Genomic DNA, 21,712 nt, shown 5'->3' with positions numbered 1-21,712 from the left:
GATCAGGGCGGCGGCGTAGAATACTGGTGGCTTGGAGTGGCCAGGTACTTTCCAAAGAGCAGTTGCGAGGAAACCAAGGCGGAAAGCCGGCGGCGTGTACGTGCGCCGAGACTTCGATGCGCCCTATGGCGGGCCGATTGGCTGCGGCACCTCGCAGCGCCAGAAAGCAAATGCCGTCAACGGTGCTTCCCTTTGGCGCTCTCACGCGCCAAGACATAGCCGAGGAATATCCTGCGCTGCGCGCCAACGGCCAATCCTAGCTGTGGAGCGCATCGGAGGTAACTCCCCCGTTCTCGATTTGCGGCTTGCAGGCCGACATATGATTGTTGCTAGCCGCTGGACCGCTCTTTCCCAAACAGAGCACTAACGACCAACGGTTAGGCCCCATACCCTCCCGCAAGCGGGGTATGGGGCCGCTTTCTGATAAGAGCCCACGATGCGCGCACGCACGCGCTTGGGCCTGTCAATTGGCTTCGACAGTTCCGCACCCATACCGACGCACCACTCTTGCGGACGAAGACACAGCCCCGTCATTTCCATGACTGAACAACCCGATTGCAAGCGATCGACGCCGCTGAAGAAGTCTCGCCGCCAACAGGAACTGCAATCTGGTCACCGTGAACGTCGATCGTCACGAAATAATCGCGGCCGGCGATGGGGCGACTTCATCTTCCCACACGCTTGAGAACGTTCCCGCCCGCACTTCACCAGCCTTCGAACGCTCTGTGTGTGGCCGAGCTCGAAGCGATAGAAATTATCGGTATCGACTCTGTGGGCGATGAAGCGTGGCGGCCGTCTCCGAGCGCATCACCAAGCTCAGCCGATAGTCGGTCCACGCGCTGCTTCCGGCGACCGCCACGGTTCCTCTCTTTACGAGATCGGCGGAACCGCTTCCGTTATCCCCTGTCGTGGAGAGCTGCGACAGCCTTTCACTGCTCCTTGCCCACTGTGACGGTGCGCCCTGCGTGCCTTCATCCGCGAACGTTCAGCGTCCCTGTACACTTCTCTCGACGGATTCATCGAGAAGCCAATTGGCGAAGACTCGATTGGCCGGATACACAGCGTATCCCGAATACGAGGCGCTCGCCGTGGCGGCACACCGATAGCGGCTGCAGGCCAACGGTATCCGGCCCTACTTCGTGCCGGTCGCCGTCCATCAGCTCGAGATCATCGAGCAGCCCATCCGCAGCGGCATCTAAATGGGCCATAAGCATCAGCGCCAACCTAGTGCGGTACGGGCCGATCAACAGCAACAGCGTGAGGTACTGGTCTGGTCATTCAACGAACGCGTCCCCGGCGGTCTCTCTAGGTGACTCTAAACATTACGGGGAACGAAACTCGGAGAAGAAAACGATCACCGTTCGCGCAGGCTGTCGTGCTTGTACCGGACGAGCGGCGACAGCAGGTAGCTCAAGATGCTGCGCGAGCCGGTCTTGATCTCGACGGTAACCGCCATCCCGGGGGACAGCTGGACAGTCTTGTCCTCGACCTGCATGCGCACGCGGTCGAGGGACACGCGTGCGGCGTAGACCAGCTCCTGCCCCTTGGGCTCGCTCGAGGTCGCATCCGGCGTCTGCGGTTTGTCGGCCTGCTTGTCCTGCGGGCGTTCGCGCTGGATGGCGTCGTTCGACACGGTGAGCACCGTGCCCTGCAACAGGCCGTAGTGCGTGAAGTTGAAGGTGTCGACCTTGATCGCCGCCTCCTGCCCGACCTCGACAAAGCCGACGTCACGGTTGGATATTGTGGCCTCGATCTCCAGCCGGCTCTCGGCCGGCACGATCACCATCAGCTGCTGCGCCGGCGTCACCACGCCCCCTATCGTGTGTACGGCAAGCTGTTGCACCACGCCGTCAACCGGCGCAGTTAGCTTCTGCAAGCTGGTTCGCTGCTCGGCCTTAATGACGTCCTGGGCCAGCCCCGCCGCCTTCTGCTCGGCCTTGGCAAGGTCGTCAAGCAGACCGCGCTCGTACTCTGCAACGGTTTTGCTGCGCGTCTCCTGAAGTGCCGCGATGGCCGAGTCGCTTTCGCTCAGCCGGCTCTCCTGGACCAAGACCTCCTTCTGCTGGCCGACCAGGTCCTGTAGCTCCTGGAGGTAGATCAGCTTGGAGCCAAGCTCCTTGCTGAACATTGTACGGCGGATGTCGACCCGTTCCTGCAGTGGCTGGAGGGTGGCTTTGAGCTTGTCGATCGAGGCCTTGATAGTTTCGCGTTCGGCCTCCTTTTGCGCGATTTGCCTGTCGATCGAGGCGAGCTTGGCCTTCTGCTCGGCCACTTGGCTCGCCAGCAGTCGGCGCTGCATCTCGCTCAGGGGCCGCGGTGAATCTGCCGGCGGCTGGAACGCGGCGAGTTGATCGTCTTTGACCAGCGCGGCATGCAAGCGAGCCGCTTCGATTCGTAATCCCACCAGATCGCTTTTAAGGTGCCCGAGCTCGGCGGCGTTCATGGTGGGGTCGAGCTCGATCAGCAGGTCGCCCGCCTTGACGCTCTGGCCATCGCTCACCTGGATCGCCCGCACCACGCCGGTCTCGAAGGGCTGGATGGTCTTGGTGCGACCGCTCGGGATGATCTTGCCCGGCGCTACGGCCACGATGTCGACCGTGCCGATGCTGGCCCAGGCGAGCGCGGCGGCAAATACCGCGACCACGGTGTAGACAGTCACCCGTCCGATCGGCGACGGTGGCGACTCGACGATCTCGAGCGCAGCCGGCAGGAAGGCGAGCTCGTCGCGGCTGCGTTCGATGCGCCGTTGGGGGAAGGAGACCACGTTCCTGGGCTCCTTGCCGGGCGGGGGTGGGCTGGGCTCAGTGGACTTCATGCAGGCCTGCCTGGAGGCGGTAGAGCGTGGCGTAACGGCCGCCGGTCTTGATCAGCTCGTCGTGGGTGCCGTCCTCGGCGACGCGGCCACGCTCAATGGTGAGGATACGGTCAGCCAGCCTGAGCGCGGAAAGGCGATGGGCAATCACAAAGACCGTGCGCCCGCGCGCAATCTGCGCCATGCCCTGGTGCACAATGCGCTCGCTTTCGTAGTCGAGCGCGCTGGTCGCCTCGTCGAAGATCAGGATGCGCGGGTCCGTCATCAGGGCTCGGGCAATGGCGATCCGCTGCCGCTGACCACCCGACAGGCTGCTGCCGCGCTCTCCGACTAGCGTGTCGTAACCCTCCGGCAATTCGAGAATGAAGTCGTGGGCACCAGCCATCCTCGCCGCCGCGACGACGCGCTCGATCGGCACGGCGGGATCGGCGAGCGCGATATTGTCGCGAATCGAACGGTTGAACAGCACGTTCTCCTGCAGCACCACGCCGATCTGGCGGCGCAGCCAGGACGGATCAATCTGCGCGAGGTCGACGCCGTCGACCAGCACGCGGCCGCTTTCGGGAACATAAAGGCGCTGCACCAACTTGCTGAGCGTGCTCTTGCCCGAGCCCGATTGCCCTACGATTCCGATGACCTGGCCGGACGGAACCTTCAGGTTGATGTCGCTCAGCACCTCCGGCCCGTCGATGCGGTAGCGGAAGGTGACGTGCTCGAAGGTGACATCGCCCTTGATCGTCGGCAGCGAGGTGCGGCCCATGCTGAAGATCGGCTCCGCCGGGGTGTTCAGGATGTCGCCGAGGCGCTCGACCGACAGGCGCGCCTGATGGAAGTCTTGCCAGACCTGGGCGAGCCGCAGCACTGGCTGGCTCACGCGGCCGGCCAGCAGGTTAAAGGCGACCAGCTCACCAACGGTCAGGTCGCCCTCGATCACGAGCTTGGCGCCGAAATAGAGGATGGCCGCCATCGCGATCTTGTTGACGAGCTGGACGGTTTGGCTCGCGACATTGCCGAGCGCGAGCACGCGGAACGAGGACGCGACGTAGCCCGCGAGCTGTTCCTCCCAGCGGCGCTGCATCTGCGGTTCGATCGCCATGGCCTTGAGCGTCTCCGCGCCAGAGACGCATTCGACCAGAAACGCCTGGTTCTCTGCGCCGCGGCGGAACTTCTCGTCAAGGCGGCGGCGGAACAGCGGCGTGGAAGCCGCGGAGATCGCAATGTAGAGAGGCAGCGAGCCCAGCACGATCCAAGTGAGCAGCGGCGTGTACAGAAACATCACCGCCACGAACACCAGGGTAAAGAAGAGGTCGATCACCAGGGTGAGGGCCGAGCTTGTGAGGAAATTGCGGATGTTCTCGAGCTCGCGCACGCGCGCCACCGAGTCGCCGACTCGGCGCGCCTGGAAATAGGCAATGGGCAGGGCCAGCAGATGACGGAATAGCCGCGCGCCGAGCTCGACGTCGATCCGGTTGGTCGTGTGCGAGAAGAGATAGGTGCGCAGGATGCCGAGTATGGTCTCGAACAGGGCGATGGCGACAAGCCCCACCACCAGCACATCGAGCGTGCTTATGCTGCGATGGACCAGCACCTTGTCGATGACGACTTGAAAGAAAAGAGGAGAGATCAGCGCGAACAACTGCACGAAGCACGAGGCCAGCAGAACCTCGCCCAGGAGCCCTCGGTACTTGTGCATTGCACCCAGGAACCAGGTGACGTCGAAGCGCCTGCCGAGATCGGGGAGCTTCGCTCGCCGGGTCATGAGGACCAGCCGGCCGTCCCACACGGCCTCGAGCTCGGCTCGCGTCATCAGTTGCGGGCGGGGCTGATCGGGCGCCATGACCAGGATCTTGTCCTCGCCGGCATGGCCCAACAGCAGAAAGCCGCCATCGCGTAACGCGGCGATGCCGGGCAAAGGCGTGCGCGCCAGCCGATCCCAACGGGTCTTCGACTCACGTGCCTTGAGGCCGAGCTGGCGCGCGCAGCGCAGCATCTCGGGCACACCGATCGCATCGGTGCCCAGTTGATGGCATATCTGGCCCGGATCGACGCTAACACCCAAGGTTCGAAGCAACGTCACGAGAGCTGCAAGCCCCCGTTGGTCAGATCCCGTCATGCGTGCTGCGGCTGAGTCGGCGTCGCCGCCAGGATTGTCGGAGGCACGTCGTGGATGAACGTTCCGCCGGAACCGTCGGCAGACATCGCAAAACTCGAGGCCGCATACTGGCCCAACAAAGCAATCGTGGCCATGTGCGTGCCGTCGCTTGCCGTCAAGGTCCCGCCCGTGCCGCTGCTGTTGCCCGCATAGCCAAGCGTCGTGCTGCCGCCGAAAGCGAGATCCGCAAGGTCGAGCACATCGTTGCCGTCGAAGCCTGCCACGGTACCGTGGAAATCGGCAGCATGGTTGATCTTCAAGGTGGCAACGGCGTCGGCCTCGAACATGACATTGCCACTGAACGTCCCAGCGGCCTCGAAGATCGCTGCCCCGTCGATCCGTGCGGAGCCTGTGCCGGTTACATTGCCAGCCGCTGTGACATTGCCGCCATTCGCCCACAGCAATCCGGAATTGGCGATGTCGCTATTGATGACCAGGCCGCCACTGCCGGTCGCTTCCAGCGTGCCGGCGTTGTCCACTTCGTTTGCGCCGGTGTCGATTGTCAACGCATTGCTGCCGCTGGCGATGATGGTCCCCCGGTTATGGAGGGTCAGCTGTCCGTCGCCGAGCTGGCCGGCGCCGGAGATGGTGTTGTCCGCGTTAGTCAGAGTGGCGTCCGGCGTCGTTCCTGCGATGATATTGCCATTGCCATCGGACAGCTCGACATGGCCGCCGCCCTCGAGGGTGAGACCGCCGGCAAGAACCAGCAGCCGTGCTTCGCCGCCGGTCGATGCGAGTTCGATCGTTCCGCCGTTGTCGATAGTGCCGGCGAGCGGCAGGACAGACCGATCGTCGATGGCAATGCTGTTCGCGTTGCTCATCACGGGATCGACGTTGAAGACGAAATTGTCTGCCGTCAGGGCCTTTGAACTCACGCCATCGAAGGTAATCGATTGGCCGTCCCCAATCGTGACGACCGCGTCGCCATTGCCGTTCGCGGAGAGTCTGGCCTGGATGTCAGGGAAGCTCGAGAGATCGCCAAAGGCAATCAGATCCACCTTGCCATGGGCGACGTCGAAGTTGTGGATCGTGTCGTTGCCTATCGGCTGCGCCAGCACGAACATGTCACTGCCGCTCGAGCCGCTCAGGTGGTCGTCGCCGGCGATCGCAAAGATGGGGCCGCCCGGAGCATAGGCTTCGACATTGTTGGTGATCATCGCCAGCGCGGTGCCTCCGGTCGGGGCGGTCCACGTCTGCGATATCTGCGACGAGACCGCGCCGGCATAAGTCGCAGGCGCCGTGATGGACAGCGCCGATACGTCGGAGGTTTGTACCGACCAAGTGCCGTCATGATTGTCGGCCCCCTCGCTCAGGGTCCAACCGGACGGCACGCCGGCAATGTTCACCGTGATCAAGCCTAGGTGATCTGCAGGATTTGTCAGGCCCAGATTGATGGCTTGGCCAGCGGTGCCGGCAGGAGCGAGATTTGCGCCACTGAGACTCGTCAGGGTTACGTTTGGCAGATCGACGAGAATGTCGTTCGCAGCGCTGGCGATGTTGGCGACTTGATCAAAAATGAAGGTGTGCGGCGTTCCGTTCATGTTCGCCACGAACCCAATATTCGCGCCAGCGGCGGTGGCGAAGTCGTTTCGATGAACATAGTCCATGGCCGCCGCGACATTCGCGAGCGACGTCAGGCTCAAGGTCGTGGCCGCGGAAAAGGTATTGTTGCTGCTGAATGCAATGATGCCGTTGCTTATCTGATGTGACTTGATGGTCTGGCCACCGATCGTCAAGACCGAGTCGGTGCCGTTGACAGTCTCATTTGCTCTCACGTTGACGTTTGGGGTGTCCAGGACGTCGCCGCCGGCATTCACGGAGAAATCCGTGATGACATCGTAGCCGGTGATCGTTCCAGCGTTGCCGGAGCCGCCGACCGTGCCCGGCGAACTTCCGCTGTTGAACACGAACCGATCGACGCCGGCTCCGCCGGTGATCGTGTCGGCCCCGCGACCGCCTGTGATCGTGTCGTTGTTCGCGCTTCCCGTGATGGTGAAGCCCTCGGTCTGGCCCGAGAGCATGATGGTGACCCCGGACGGCGCCGCAGCTGCAGAAATCGCTTCCACCCCCTGGATCGAGGCGTTCGTCGCCCCGAGCGTGTTGAGGTCCGCAGAAGTCGAGGTCAGGTTTATGGTGTCCGTACCGGCGGCGAGATTGATCGTGCCGGCGCCGATGATCATCGCGTCAAGCTGCGCGCCAGTGAGCGTGATCGAGTCGTTGCCGCTGGTGCCGGTCAGACTCCCGGTCGTGACGTTAGTGGTCACAGGCGTTAGAGCAGCGGAAGTGTCTCCGCCGGCCACCACATTCAGCACATTGGTTCCGCCGCCAAGATCGATCGCGTTGAAGCCGGCCCATTGGTTGGCAGACATCGTGACGATGTCGTTGCCACTGCTGCCCGTCAGCGCTTCGACGTTGCTGACCGTGCCATTGCTGAAAGCGACTGTCGTCGCGTTGGTCAGAACAATCGTGTCCGCGTCCGCGCTGCCGTCAATGGACTCGCCCGAGGCAAAATCGCCGTTGGCCAGGTAGAACGTGTCGTCGCCAGCACCACCGCCCAGCACGTCCGCGCCCGCGCCACCGACGATTCTGTCTGCCCCCGTTCCTCCGGTAAACGTGTCACCGCCGCCGAAGCCATACATCGCGTTTGGCGTCGTGGGGTTGGGCGCAGTGGTCGTATTGTTACCGCTTGTCCCCAGGTAGAGACCGACGACATCTGCCGTGTAGGTGCCATCAGTCACCTGCAAGGTGCCGGACACCGCTGTCGTTCGCACGCTGGGCGTCAGAGTGGTGGTGGCACCGCTCGTAATTGAAGGATTGCCGAAGGCGGCCGCAAACGGGCTCGCCAGGGAGAGTGTCGCGTTATCTGGATCGCTGGCTACAAAGGAAATGGACGTCGCACCAACGGCCACGTTAGAGATCGTCGGCGCGTCGTCGGCACCGTGAATGGTGACGGTGAGCGTCGTCGAGGACGTGGCGCCGGCCGCATCGCGCATGGTGTAGCTGAAGGTGTCGGTCAGCGTATCGGTCGACTGTCGCAACGCCTGCACGGCAGTATCCGTCTCGTTGATCGCATAGGTGAAGGCGCCCGAGGCGCTGAGCACGAGGCTGCCATGGGCGCCGGCGAGCGCCGTGCCAAGCGTACCGCCCACCGCACCGAAGCTCACCGCGCTGACGGTCTTGGTATCGCCCGCGTCGGGATCGGTATCGTTGGCCAGCACATTGCCGGTCGCGGGCGAGCCGCCCGTGCTGTTGGCAATGCCGCCCTTCTCGGTGGCATCGGCTGTATCGGCGACCGCCGTCGGCGGGGTGTCCGGCGTCGTCGTCACGGCGATATTGAAAGTCTCGCTTGCCGCGAGGCCGCCGAGATCCGTGGCCATGACCTTGACCCCGAGCGTGCCGACATCTCCGGCCGCCGGCGTGCCGCTGAAGGTGCGGGTCGTGGCATTGAAGCTCAGCCAGGTAGGAAGTGCCGAGCCGTCGGCGGCGGTTGCCGTGTAGGCCAGGCTGTCGCCGGCATCGACGTCGGCGAAGGTCCCGGCGGGCAGCGCCAGGGAGAACGCCGAGCCTACGGTCGCATTCTGGCCCGCGGTCTGCGCCGCAAGCGTCGGCGCGTCGTCGGCGCCGTGAATGATGGCGGTGAGCGTCGTCGAGGACGTGGCACCGGCCGTATCGCGCATGGTGTAGCTGAAGACGTCGCTCAGCGTATCGGTCGACTGCCGCAACGCCTGCACGGCAGCATCCGTCTCGTTGACCGTGTAGGTGAACGTCCCCGAGGCATTGAGTACGAGGCTGCCATGCGCCCCGGCGAGCGCAGCGCCAAGCGTGCCGCTCACCGCACCGAAGCTGACTGCAAAGACGGTCTTGGTATCGCCCGCGTCGGGATCGGTGTCGTTGGTCAGCACGTTGCCGGTCGCGGGCGAGCCGCCCGTGCTGTTGGCAACACCGCCCCTCTCGGTGGCATCGGCCGTGTCGGCGACCGCTGTCGGCGCGGTGTTCGACGCCGAGCTGGCGAACACCACATCGGCCCAGTAGTTGGCAGCACTGAAGGTGCTGATCGGGAAGATGCCGGTCGTACTGCTTCCGCCATAGGCATAGACGCCGTTGCCGCCAGCCACCGTGATGGTGGAAGGCGCAGTCAGCACGCCGCTCGTGATCGCAGTGGTGAAGAAATTGTCGGTCGCTACATAGGCGCCGGTCGTGTGGTAGGACGCGACGTAGGTCGTGTTGGCGGCAATGGTCACCGGCGTCGATAGATTGACCGTCTGCCAGCCGCTTGCAGCGGTGTTCGAGAATGTCACGCTGGCGAGGTTGGTTCCGGCTACGGTCCATAGGTCGAGCAGGTCGGCACCCGTATCGCCGGCGCTTCGGTAGAACTTCAGAGCCGTGATCTGGCCGGCAACCGACGACTGGAACTTCATGCCGACTTCGATCGGCGAGCCGTCATTCAGATTGGTCTGCACCGGCGTCTGGGACGCCGTGAACAGACTGACCGGCACCAATCCAGGCGGCCACACGGTGAGGCTCACGGTGCCCGTTGCGGTGCCGCCTCGTCCGTCCGACACCGTATAGGTGAAGCTTGCCGGACCGGTATACCCAGCGTCGGGTGCGTAGGTGATGGTGTTATTCTGCGTGTTAAGAGACACACTGCCGTGCGCGAGGCCCCCGTCCGACACAGACGTTATGGTCAGCGGGTCAAAATTCGGATCGCTGTCATTAGCCAGGAGAGATGCAGCGGCAATCGTTACCGGCGTATCGCGAATCACCGCAGGCCCGACGTCGTTGATCGCGACCGGCGGCTGGTTCACGCCGCCCGTCCCGCCCGGACTGAAGAACACGTCGACCCAGAAATTTTCCTGCTGGTATGTATTTGTGGGAAACAGGCTGTTGCTGCCATAAGCGTAGACGCCGTTGCTGCTGCCCGGCGCGGTCAGCGAACCGCTGACGACATCTGAGATGAAATAGTTCGCCGTGTTTGAATAGTGCCCGACATTGGTGTGATAGGATGCCGTATAGGTGATGCCGGGCTGGATGGTAACGGGATTGGAAAAGAACGCGGTCTGCCAGCCGCTCGATGTCTCATTCGAGAAAGTGACCGTTGCAAGTTCTTGACCTGTGCTCGACCAGATCTCTCCGGTATGCACACCGGTGTCGTTGCTTCCCTTGTAAAAGCGGATGCCGGACACGGTGCCTGCCACCGAGGACTGAAACCTCACGCCGAGTTCGACCGCCGAAAAATCAGTCGTGTTGACGACGGCCGGCGTCGACGACCCCGAAAACAGCGTGACATAGTTGGAGTTCGAGACAGTGACTGTCTGCCCTGCCGAAGGCGCCTCGAGATTGATGCTGTCGTCGACGGCGCGCGACAGGATCGTATAGGTTCCGGCCGTCTGCGGATTCCAACCGTAGGTCCAGTTTTCGTCACCCGTTGCAGGATGCCAGCTCAACCCGTTGTCCGTCGACACCTCGACGCCGGCGACCACGCCGCCGCCGGCGTCCGTCGCCGTACCGGAGATCGTCACCAGATGGAAGGGAGATATCGTGCCGATCGGGTTGATAGCCGAGGAGGGCGCCGTATGGTCCGTAGTAGGCTGACCCGTGATCAGCCCGGAAGCCAAGGTCCCCGGTTGCACGCCCATGTCGGCGAACAGGTTGACCATCGCCTGCTGGACGCGAGGATCGGTCGGCGTGACCTCGTTGTCATGGTTGTTGCTCAGCGCCCAGGACCAGTAGACCGTGCCGGCACCGAAGACGAGCGCGCCGCTTGGTGCCCGATAGAGTGTCAGGTTGTGGGTGGCGGTTCCGTTGCCGGTAGTATTGCCGTAGTCGAGCAGGTAGGAGTTCACATCCAACGTCGTCGACGATAGCTTGACCAATCCGGCAGGATCGAATCCGTTGTCTGGTGCCTCATCCCACTCATAGCCGAGATAGTTGGTGTTCAGCGTGGCCGTCTGGCCGGACTGAAGATTGGCGACGCTTGTATTGCGCCAGAAACGAAGATTCGCGTCGTCATAGGGGACGGTGATGGCATCGAGACGGAAGTTTCCGTTAGAGCCGGATGAATCGACCTGGAAAAGTTGGCCCGTCAAGGAGTTCTCAGGATTGCCCGCGCCGAGCGCGTTAGGACCAGCGAAGCGTGGATCGCGGAAGGTTCCGGTCCACTGATTGGACGGGTCGTTGTCGGCGCTGGCCCAAGTCTCTTTGTAGGAGATCAGAGTGCGATAGGCCGTCTGGTCGCTACTGATGCTGTTGCCCCAGCGCGTCTTCCAATAAACCTCGTTGCCGCTCCAGAATTCCAAATTGACGCCAGCATCGCGTGCCGCCTCAACGTTGGTACGCTGCTGCCCCGACCAGTACTCATCATGGCCGGCATCGACGAAGACCTTGTGATTGAGCAGGAGGCTCCCGTAGCGGTCGATATCAACGCCCGCCATGTAGGAGACGTCATAACCGTTCTGCTCCAACCACGAAATTGCCGCGTACTCTGCGCCGAAGAGATAGTCTTGTGGACCGGAGGCGGTGCCGACCCCGCCGCGCGTCGCGATCGGACGGTTGTAGCTCACCGCGAAGGCGCGGCCGGCACCCTGGCCGGTGGCCGGTCCGTTGCCGCCATAGAAATTGGCGCCGCCCCAGCCATTATAAGCTTGCCAAGTCTCGTCGGCCGTCTGAAAGACGATGTCGCTGTGGCTCGAATCGTCGCGAACGATGAAAGGGATCTGGTTCTCGCCAGACGTCCCATCGAGCCGTGTCAGCTTGGCGATGTAGACACCCGACACGGCGTCGGCCGGAACCGCCCAGGAGGCGGAAACAGCCCAATTGCCCGCATCAACCAGCCCGGTCGTCGGATCAGAGAGCGGATCTGGTTGATTCTGAACACCGGTATGGTCGATCGTAGCAACCTTACGAGCGCCCATGCCGCCATAGTAACCCAGACGGTAGATGTCGATCCGATAGTGGCTCGAATCGGTGTTGATCTTGAAATTGATCGTATTGCCGTGATTGACGCTGATATCGGTCGCGAAGCCTTCAATATTGGAATCGCCGGCACCGTCGATACCCCACTCGCTCTCGGGATTGCCGGGCTTCTGGTTCTCTAGAACGATCGGGTTGGTCGAGGTCGCGTTTGCAGTCAGGGCCATCGAGCTGCTGCTGGACTGATCCGTCACGTCGCCGTTCAGAATGCCGACCTGACCCGTCAGCGTCGCTGCGCTGCCAGTACTATCAGCGCCAGGAAGTGCAGCGCTGGTCGGCTCCGCCACGTAGGAAAGCCTGCCTCGCCAACCCGCCGCGGCGCCGAGGTTGTCCGTCGACAGCGACGCGCTAACCGAACTGCCGAAAACAGCCTTCGTAATGGCTACAAAATCGGCCACGCCATCGGCGCCCTTGCCGCCCAGTTGGCCAGCGAGAGGAGCCTGCGCCACCTTGTCCGCATGCGGGCCGAGAAGTTGGGTAGGGCAATTTATATAGCCACAGGACCCACAACAGGTCGGCGGCGCGGCGCTTGCGCTGGCGATGACCGAGGGGGCTGACGCGCCCACACTGTTTGAGATGGCGCTCGTGGAATGGAGCGGCGAGGACGGGACTGACGGCGGGCGAACGACCGGGCTTGCATTGAAGCCGGTCGAAACATTCTCGCTCGCTGCAACGGTCGCCGAGATCATCGCGGGCGTCGGTGAATCTATTGCCTTCTCGACCGGCAAGTCCGCCTTGCCCATCAAAAATGCAAGGGACGCGGGCTGATCGTGCGCCGGGTCGAAAGATGCGGCAAGCACACCCTGAGTTGCAGATGGATCTTGCTCGTCTAGCTGCAGAGCAGGTATCGCAATCGTTTCTCTGGCGCCCTCGTCGCGTTGAAGCAACTCCCGCCAGCTCGGATGAAGGCGCAACGTGCGCTTATCCCATAAAGGCCGGAAAAGTCTTTCTCCAGGCTGCGCCATATCGGCTCCGAGACTTTGTTGATCAGGCCACCGGCCTTACCGACGCTTGCCGTTCCTGTCACACCGTCTGTGTCCAGAGATTCAGCGCTGAGGCCGACCAAGCGGGTCTCCTTCGGTTCGCCCTAACGATACGCGGCGATACTTACGTGGACCTGAAGTGCCCGATGAAGACGACGGCTCGTCGTAACTATCTCGGCGTAACTATTAAGTAGTAGCAACGACACCCACACCACGCTGACGCGAGCAGGCGCAACGTCTGGGGGTCGATACCCACGAGCTTGGAGATATCGCCCTGCGGGCCACCGCCGGACGGCGACATCGACGTACTTTGGATCGAGCTCGACAAGGCGCGCACGCCGGCCCACTCGCTCGGCGGCGATCATGGGGATTCCCGAACCACCGATCGGGTCCAAGGCGACAGCCTTTCTATTGGACGAATTACGGATGGTGCGTTCGACCAGCATCACGGGCTTCATGGTGCGATGAAGGTCGTTTCGAGAAGGTCTATCGAAATGCCAAATGTCGCCCTGGTCCCGCGCCTCGGACCCAAAGTGGCCGCTGCCCTCCTTCCAGCCGTACAGGATCGGCTGGCACTGACGCTGATATCACGACGGTCGACTCCTTGCGGCCGGCCTCGCGGAAAGCACGCTGCAGTGCGTCGAGTTCGGACGACGACATGCGGACGTACGCCGCGCCCAGTTAGGGCGCCGCTCGGCCCGCCATCCGTTTCGGCAGTGCCCGCGAAGAAGTTCTCTATTCGGCGTAGGTCGAGTTGCTGGCCGGGCTCCAGCGCCGCGGACCCGTCCCTGCGGCGGTCGCGGCCGAGGATGATCATCGCTTGGGGATTGGTGATGCGGATCTTCATTCGGCGGCGGCCGGTTGGCGTACTTCGCCGCCAGCTTCTTCTCCCCGGCCACGCCCCACTTGAACAGATGGAACAGGTATTTTCGGCCTTCATAATGCCCACGGCCAGCTCCCTTGGCCGGGAGGTGAGTATTCCGGCAGGCGTGCTCGAGCATATCGAGACATCGCGCCAGGAAATCTTGGATAAAGTCGCTGTACTGGATCATCGATCAACTCATCCAACACGCTCTGTTCCGGAGAGCCATGCCATTTTAGGCTTGGAACTGTCGGGGTGGGCCTTGATCCGGTACAGTGGTGCGTGGCCTGCCGGGAGATCAGCGCACCTGAAGGTTCATTGCCACGGACTGACCGCTTACAACTTCCGTCGCGCGCACCCGCCATTGGCCAGGCATGTCGTCGAGGGCAAGGGGCAGATGCCATAGTGTACCCTCCGGCGTCACTCGTACCGTTCCCGACGCCACAGACACGACCTGCCCCGTAGGACCCACGACTTCCAGCCGCATGACATGAGCCGAGGCAGAAGCGGGCCCGTCCAGGCCCAGCCTGAAGGTGACCAGATCACCCCGGGCGGCCAGCGCTGGACCGGATAAGGTCGGCGCCGGCAACGACGCGGGCGACAATGCCAGCAGCACGGGCTCGATCGGGCCAAGTTGCATCACGAGCCTGTCGGTGAGCGCCGCCGGCGTGCCGTCGCGCAGGGATCGCACCCAGAGTCGTCCCGGCAGGCGCAGTTCCACCTGTCGCTCGCCTTCCGCCCCATCCTGGCGCTGAATGCCGGCAATCATCATGCCGCCGCTGCGAAACAGACGTATGTCCAAGTCCGCCGCCGGTCGGCCGGTCGCGTCAAGGAGCGCCAGGGGCGCATGCACTCCGGCCTCGGCCAACAAAGCCACCATTTCACCCGGTGGCACCTTCTCCGCCTGCAGGCTCGCGGGCAAGCGCAGGCGTCGGCTAGCAACTAGGTCCGCAAACGGCGGTGCATTCCGCCGGCGGCCGAGCGCATCGTGCTCGCCGGGTGGCACATCGGCCAGGATGAGACCACCCGCTTCGGCAAAGCCGCGCACCGCAGCGACCTCCTCATTCGACAGGGCGATGCTGTGCGGGAGGACGAGAAGGCGCGTGCCATCCCGAGTCAGTTCGCCCGCCGAGAGTGCTTCCGGCGTGATCCAGCGCGGCTGCGCGCCAAGCCCAGCCAAGGCCTGTGCCGCACGGCGCGTCGCGGCGCGCCAGGGATTATCCGCCCCCTCCGCTTCTGAGTCGCGCTCAACCCAGGCATCACCGCCCAGGCGCCGATCCAGCAGCCAATTCATCCGGAAGCTGGCCTGCGAGTAAAGAATCGCAACCTGTCCCGGCGCGGGTTGGGCCTCCAACAGCTGCACGCCCAAGGCGCCGGTCTGCTCGCGCCACATCGCGGCGAACAGGGCGCCACGTGGGCCCGCTTGGCCGTCCGGGCCGGCAACGCTGCCGTCTTCATCCCAGATGATGGTTCCCTGCGCGCCCAGCAGCCATGCCCGCCAGAGGCGATGCTGCTCTGCCGCGCCGGTACCGAAGCAGGTGATCAGGACCCGCAAGTCCGGATTCAATGAGCGTGCGATCTCGATGGCGTTCCCGCCGTCGTAGATCTCCATCGCATCAACGGCAGACGCAAGCAGTCCGTAGTCGTAGCCGCCCCAGCCCGGCACCTGCGCCCCCTCTAGGGCAGCACTGGCTTGCGGATCGCCGCGATGGATTGCGTTCGTACCGGCGCGCACGGCACGGGCAAATGCGACATCCATCCATGCCTTGAACTCCATCCAGGAGGGTACGGCCGCCTCGCTTCTGAGCGCATCACGGGTCAGGGCAGGCGTGACAGCCTCCCAGGTCGGGAAATCGGTTCCCCAGGCCCGGTTCAGGGCGGCCAAGCTTCCGTGGCGTTCCTTCAGCCAAACCCGCATGCCTTCCAGCGAGGCAGGCGAGAGATCGAAGTCCCAGGCCGCGGCCAGATCAGCGATACCGCTCTCGTCGGCCAGGTTGTGAAAAAGCGGACGATAGGGAGCCTGCACGCGTGCTATCTCCGTCAACCTGGCCTCGATGGTTGCGAGCCAGGCCGGATCGGAGAGACTGGGCTGGCGATGGAAAACCGTCAGGTCATCCGGATTCTGCTGGTGCCGGGCCTTTGTCTGGTCGAACAGCCAAGTCACCGAGCGCCCCGGCGTCCAGCGGTGATAGGGGGCGTAGAAGTCGGTTGCGAGGTTTTCGGTGTACCACCGCAGCCCGACCGCCATCCGCTGTTCCGCATCGTCCCGGCCGGCCGGCGAGAGAGGTCGCAACAGCCTTGACCCGGTGATCCCGAGACTGCGCATCCCAACCAGGGCGGCCGCAGGCAGATCCTGCCAAAGGATGACCTGGTACTGCGTCCATCCCGAGGCGGGACGGACGAAGAACCTGGCCTCGGCCTTCGTTTCCGCGCCGGATCCGGCGGGCCTGAAGCGGGCCGTGATCCGGTTCGCGGGCGTACGCGCTCGTCGCAGGTCGAGGCGAATCGCAATTTCCGCCTGCGGCTCTGCCAGCGTGATGCGGTGCCGTTCGAGCAGTCGGCCCTCCCCTTCAGTCCACTCCAGTTGCAGTTCGCCAGCGGCCGGCGCATCGGGCCGCCACAGCACGACGACCGGCCCCGTGGGGTCCAGAGCCGGCGCGGGGAGTAGCAGCTCATCCGCCACCGCTGGACCTGCCAGCAGAAGCGCTGCAGCGAGAAGCGCGGACCTGCCGGCCGGCAGAGCCAGCCGGATGGCGTGACGCTTCACGGCACTCACCACTTCGTGTGCGGCACTGTTGAAATCTCGGGCACCCGTGCCGCGATGAAGTCGTCCAGTCGGTCGACCGTGAGCGCAGCCAACGTGTGCACGGTCACCCGGATCTCGGCCACCGTCGAGCCAAGATAAGCGGCGCTTGATAGCGTCCATCACCTTTTGCGCTCCAATGCTTCCAGACGTGCGAGCACATCGACGATCTCGACGCTTCCAGAGTCAAAATCCGACTTACTGGATTATCCTGTCGAGCCGGCGAGACCCGGAGGCCAGCCAGAGGCTCAAACCGCTGCCTTGGCGTCGATCCGGGGCCCTGGGCCCTTACTGTCTGTCTGCCGAGCCTCTGAGTCGACGGATGCCGTAGCGCGGATCGATCCTCTTTAGTGTTACCACCACGACGAAGCGGCCCCGCTCGCAGACAAGGCCGACGTCCACGGCTAGGGTGGATGGCCGCGAGCCGATTCCGCGGACCCGCACAAAGGCTAGGCTCAAAAGAGGCTTCTGACTTTTCCGAGCCGTCCCCAGCGGCACGCACCCCCTATCCAAGAGATTGGCAATGCTCTCTCCGTTTCAGCTGGTTGGCTTGGCCTTGCTATTTCTCGCCCTTCCGGCAGGCGCAAGGACCTTAGAAGTCGGAGCCGGCAAGCAATTCTCGCAGCCATCGCAAGCGGCAGCGGTGGCTCAGGATGGGGACCGTGTGGTGATCGCGCCCGGTCATTACTTCGACTGTGCGGTCTGGCGACAGAACAACCTGACCGTCGAGGGGGCGTCGGCCCAGGATACCGTGATCACGGACAAGACCTGCCAGGGCAAGGCCCTCTTCGTCATTCCCGGTAGTAACGTCACCGTACGGAACCTGACCCTGACCCGTGCCCGCTCGCCCGACGGCAATGGCGCCGGCATCCGCGCCGAAGGCCGCAATCTGTTGGTGGAGAAGGTTCGCTTCATCGACAACCAGAACGGCATCCTGGCCGCCGATCAGCCCCAGGGCGAGCTCATCGTGCGTGACAGCGAGTTCGTCCGCAACGGCACCTGCGAGCAGGCTTGCGCCCATGGCATTTATGTCAACCGGCTTGCCCTCCTGCGTGTCGAGCGATCGGCGTTCCGCGAAACCCGCGCGGGTCATCACGTCAAATCCCGCGCCTTTCGAACCGAGATTTTGGGCTGTGACATAGGCGACGGGCCCACCGGCACCGCAAGCTATCTGGTTGATATTCCAAACGGCGGCGCCGTGGTCATCCAGAACAATCGCTTGGAGAAGGGCCCGAAGACCGAGAACCAATCGGCTGCGATCTCGGTCGGGGCAGAAGGCGTGGATAAGCCAACACCTGAAATCCGCGTGGAGGGCAATCAGTTCAGCGCAGATAGCGCCTATGCCACCATCTTCGTGGTAAATCGCACGGCAACGCCGGCATTGCTTCGCGGCAACCAACTTCGCGGACAGGTCAGACCGTTGCGAGGCGATGGAGAAGTGCTGCGGTAATCGAGCACCTCCGACGAAAAGGGTTGGGGGCCGACGAGTATTCCGTTCATCCCTATTCCCTCGAACGTGAACAGCCGCAGCGCAGCCTTCCGGTCCAGTGTGGCTGCCGCTTGCGTGGCGGACGAAGATGACCGGCGACGAAATAGCGCCCGGACGAATATCGCCGCTTCATGTCCGCCGGTGGATACGTCACGTGGCGATTCTAAGTGCACCTGCGGCGTCTTCGATTAGCGCGATCAATCGGGCCAGTTGAATCGGTATCGTCCCGACCTCTCGGCTCAGCTCGAAAATGACTTTCCGATTTATCTCGATGCCCTGCTCATCGAACAAAAGAGTTCGCGCCTGCTCTTAACTCCCTTCGGCTACGGGCCCGCGTAGCTGCTTGCCATCGCATCAATGCGGTCCCGGTATTCAGCCGCCGCTGCTTCAATCTCGTCCAGGACGACAAGCGTATCGAGCGCCTGTCTAGTGTCCTGTCCGGCCCGCTTTTGGTTACTCACGAGTTCCCTTTGAAACCGGACATCCATTTGCGCCCGGAGGGCACGGACGTGGCTCAGCACGAGTAAGTCCCGAAGCGGATATTTCACCATTCCTGCAATTTACTCCTGGCCCAGGCCACCGTCACCTTGCACGGCTGCATATCTCAGCTTCCCATCCGGCCAACGCCGCTACGAGGGTCCCCCTTTATCCTATTCCCCAATCCCTATACACACATAAGGGCAGTGCCAATTGACGTCTGCGCCAAGCCCAAGCGCGAGTACGCGCGTTACTGCCAAACATACAGAAAAAAGCTCGCCTCCTACGGCGACCCGGGCGGGCTGTTCTTAGGTCTTGTGCCACGTCGATAAGCTCACATCAGAACGCAATCTACAGCCCGGCTCCCCGCCGTGCTCCCGGTGAAGACCGGTGTGGACCTCGTCATCGCCATCGGCGGCAGTTGACCACGGGCAGCCGGGTCGAAGTTCACTACCGTATTCGCCAGCGCAAGACACTCAAGGCTCAGGCAAACGACCCGACCGCAGCGTTCATCAACAGGCTGGTCGCGGCCGGTGTCCCACAAGGGTTAGCCGTACTCATGAGAGCTTTGACCCAGAGACGGGGCGGTTGCTGGATGACAGCCAGCCGACAAAGGCGATCGCCGCCCACAGCAGACCTTCGGCGTTGGTACGATTGGGCGCCTCGCGGGCGGCCTCAGGCGGCTCGACCTTCCATCATGTCAAAAAGCGAAGATCGATAGCGCTCGATGGAGAACCGACGCCTTCCATCCTCGGTAATCTCTAAGGTTCCCCCGGCGTTAACCTCGGCGAGCCCCATGCGGACCAAGAGTTCCGCGTGTTCTTTCTCAATGCATTGCGGCAGGTTCCGCCACAAGTAGCGAAGTGCTCGAAGCTCGCAGGCGTTCATGGAAACGTCTGGACTGCGACGGTGCGGCATACAATTGTCCTTAGGCAGCGAGAACCTCTTGCGGGTTATCGGCGGCACCGCACAGACACCACAGGGTGAGGTATCAACGGGGGGCCTAGCCGAATCGCTGCATGTTTTGCGCGGATGGCAGCGAGGGCTGATAGCATAACCCACGCACGTTCAACCTATAGCGAGGCCAAGAGAGCTACTGCTAATGCACCAAGGAGCTGTCCGCGCAGCAATGTTGTGAGTAGATATGAGCTAGCGAAATGGCGACCGCCCGCATAGTTCCCTTGGCTGTGGGAGCGCCATTGTTTGCCCTGTTGGGCTTTGCAGCTAATTGGTTGGTTTACCTGGAGCTGTGAACCATGAACAGGGCGTAGGCACGAACCGGTGGTTACTAAGAGGCTCGCGAAGTCCTAGGCCCTTCACTGCGCGGCTTCGCGTGTCGACCTCGCCAACAAGGCAACAAACGGAGGCCACGCCCGATTTGCTTGAATAGCCCTGGAGATACGGCGCGAGTGAGCTTGCCGAGACCCGCCCCGATGGCCGCCAGCGACCAGATCTGCCAGCCACGCTCAGACGATTGTGAGCTTGCCACACTCACGACGGTCACACTTCAGTGTCTACCAGGTCATTCAGAGCACACCGAACATCGGATCCGGCCGCTCGTCGATGAGCTCAAGCTTGCCCTGGCCGCGGCCCCCACAGGTCGAACCCCAGCTTGGCCGCTACCGCATGCAGTTCTTCCAGAACGTTCATTGTTGTCGCCCGCGTCCGATCGGATCGCCTTAGTCAGCTGAGTCTGCTTTTGATGAATTCAATCGTGTCTCCGACCGTGGTCAAACGTTGCGCGTCGCGGTCGTCAATATTGATGTTGAATTTCTCCTCGAGCGACATGACGAGCTCATAGAGATCGATGCTGTCAGCTCCAAGGTCGGTGAGTCTGGCGTCTTCTGTCATGCCCGCTTTCGCGGCACCGAGGTGATACTCGATAACCTCTCTTACCCCATTCGCAATATCGATCACGGTAGTCCTCCCAGTCATCTTGGAATTGATATCCTCCTTGCCGACCGGTGTGGGGATCGGCGCCGCCCTCAGCAAGAATAGGCGTCAGCAAGACTTGACTGCCGATGTCGCCCGCCCCTGCAATTCATCTAAGGGGGAACGCCCCCGCAGGGGACCAACCTACGGCCCCGTTTTCGCCTCCCGGTTTGTGTCAAGTTAGACTCGGCGCAAATAGAGGGCTCTGTCCAATTGGTGGGAGATAGCGAACCAAGGAGGCTAATCCTTTCGGGACATCCTCTTCATCACGGCGACGCCGATGGGACAGCCGACGCTAACGCGTTGCTATCCATTGCACAGTTAGCGCGAGGCTATCGTTAGTCACCTCCATGAATATTTCGCGCTTTACCCGGTAGACGCTGGACAGCTCGTGCGCCGAGTAGAAGCAGCCATGATGTGGGTTTTCGCACAACCCGGTGGCATCGTTTGTCCTCCTCTTCTGCGAGCTAAGACGCCAATGCGAGGAGTTGAAATTGGCACGAGGAATTTCACGACAGCGCAGCCTGTCGATTTGTTTAGTGGCCGCCGGATTTCTTATGCCGACATCAGGCATTGCGCAAAACGGTGTCGCGCGATTCCTTTGCGAGGACTCTTTGTCTTCTGCCCGTTGGTCCTTCTCGGTCGACTTTGACAATCAATTGATCCGCGCAGAGGTCCCTATCAACTCGACACTTATTAGCTCCACTGAAGTGCTCTTCGGACACACTGCTATTGCCGGAGGGCACTACTACCTCACCCAATCGTACACTCTCAACCGGCAGACGGGAGCATTCGAGATGTGCGACTACGTTGGAGACTCGGAAAGGCATTCGCCGTGCAGTTCGCAATACGTTTGTCGTGCCACATCGTTAAGGTTTGACAACGCCTTTTGAGATTCTGCCGACGCAAAAGGCGGTGTGCGCTCTTAACACCAGCCACACAGATCAGAGGAAAGGTCCGGCCTTACAGAGAATCTTAGGATCGGCGGGACAGGACAGCCTTACGCGCCCTTACTGGCGCGTGGTTGTCGATGGTCTATCGCCGCAGCGCGGCGGTGCCCCGATGCATGTCGATCGGCAGGTCATCCAGAGCGGCGCGCCTCGCGGCAGCGACCGTGGCCTCCCAGAGCTCAGCAAGCTGTGGGCGCCAAGCTGCATCGCCGCGCCGAAGCGCGTCCCCTGATGGATGGACGCCGACGTCGAATCCGATCAATTCGAGGAGTGTCCTGCGTGC

The 21,712-nt window shown here is 62.6% G+C and carries 10 protein-coding genes and 1 pseudogene; 2 read left to right on the top strand and 9 right to left on the bottom strand.

Features of this window, described 5'->3' with window-relative positions:
- Positions 1-1,354: 1,354 nt before the first annotated feature.
- The 4 genes and pseudogenes from RSO01_RS39275 to RSO01_RS50280 all read right to left on the bottom strand — a co-directional run.
- On the bottom strand, positions 1,355-2,815 hold the full coding sequence (locus RSO01_RS39275) for an HlyD family type I secretion periplasmic adaptor subunit (protein ID WP_147156048.1): 1,461 nt from the start codon (positions 2,813-2,815) through the stop codon (positions 1,355-1,357).
- Entirely contained in the window at positions 2,802-4,925 is a 2,124-nt protein-coding gene (locus RSO01_RS39270; protein ID WP_147156047.1) for a type I secretion system permease/ATPase, read from the bottom strand. The genes RSO01_RS39275 and RSO01_RS39270 overlap by 14 nt, the downstream gene beginning before the upstream one ends.
- Positions 4,922-7,603: a beta strand repeat-containing protein gene (locus RSO01_RS50285; RefSeq protein WP_246159109.1), complete on the bottom strand. Its 2,682-nt coding sequence runs from the start codon at positions 7,601-7,603 to the stop codon at positions 4,922-4,924. Before RSO01_RS50285 ends, RSO01_RS39270 begins: the two co-directional genes overlap by 4 nt.
- A 51-nt stretch (positions 7,604-7,654) precedes the next feature.
- Positions 7,655-12,220 (bottom strand): annotated as a pseudogene (locus RSO01_RS50280) (N,N-dimethylformamidase beta subunit family domain-containing protein); the annotation flags it as partial.
- 289 nt (positions 12,221-12,509) lie between these two features.
- Here RSO01_RS50280 and RSO01_RS49200 point away from each other — a divergent pair.
- Complete coding sequence (locus RSO01_RS49200; protein ID WP_246159107.1) at positions 12,510-12,701, top strand: hypothetical protein; 192 nt, start codon at positions 12,510-12,512, stop codon at positions 12,699-12,701.
- A gap of 319 nt (positions 12,702-13,020) precedes the next feature.
- Here the strand turns inward: RSO01_RS49200 and RSO01_RS50075 are convergent, their stop codons facing one another.
- Entirely contained in the window at positions 13,021-13,479 is a 459-nt protein-coding gene (locus tag RSO01_RS50075; protein WP_373867983.1) for a DNA methyltransferase, read from the bottom strand.
- Positions 13,480-14,076: 597 nt separating this feature from the next.
- Positions 14,077-16,545, bottom strand: a complete 2,469-nt coding sequence (locus RSO01_RS39255; RefSeq protein ID WP_170303705.1) for a beta-galactosidase — start codon at positions 16,543-16,545, stop codon at positions 14,077-14,079.
- Between the two features lie 559 nt (positions 16,546-17,104).
- Here RSO01_RS39255 and RSO01_RS39250 point away from each other — a divergent pair.
- The gene (locus tag RSO01_RS39250; protein WP_147156045.1) at positions 17,105-18,031 is read left to right on the top strand and encodes a right-handed parallel beta-helix repeat-containing protein; all 927 of its coding nucleotides are present in this window, start codon (positions 17,105-17,107) and stop codon (positions 18,029-18,031) included.
- Positions 18,032-18,393: 362 nt separating this feature from the next.
- Here RSO01_RS39250 and RSO01_RS39245 read toward each other — a convergent pair whose 3' ends face one another.
- From RSO01_RS39245 to RSO01_RS48640, 3 genes are all read right to left on the bottom strand, one after another.
- On the bottom strand, positions 18,394-18,621 hold the full coding sequence (locus RSO01_RS39245; RefSeq protein ID WP_147156044.1) for a hypothetical protein: 228 nt from the start codon (positions 18,619-18,621) through the stop codon (positions 18,394-18,396).
- 1,609 nt (positions 18,622-20,230) lie between these two features.
- Positions 20,231-20,464, bottom strand: coding sequence for an acyl carrier protein (gene acpP, locus RSO01_RS39240; protein ID WP_170303704.1), 234 nt, complete (start codon positions 20,462-20,464; stop codon positions 20,231-20,233).
- A 1,050-nt stretch (positions 20,465-21,514) separates the two neighbouring features.
- Positions 21,515-21,712 (bottom strand): hypothetical protein (locus RSO01_RS48640; protein WP_218037601.1); only part of this gene is annotated, 198 nt, incomplete at its 5' end.

Origin of the sequence: Reyranella soli, assembly GCF_007992495.1 — a bacterium.
GTDB classification, from domain to species: Bacteria; Pseudomonadota; Alphaproteobacteria; order Reyranellales; family Reyranellaceae; genus Reyranella; species Reyranella soli.
Note: the sequence above shows the minus strand (reverse complement) of the source record. Positions and strands in the feature narration are given on the sequence as shown.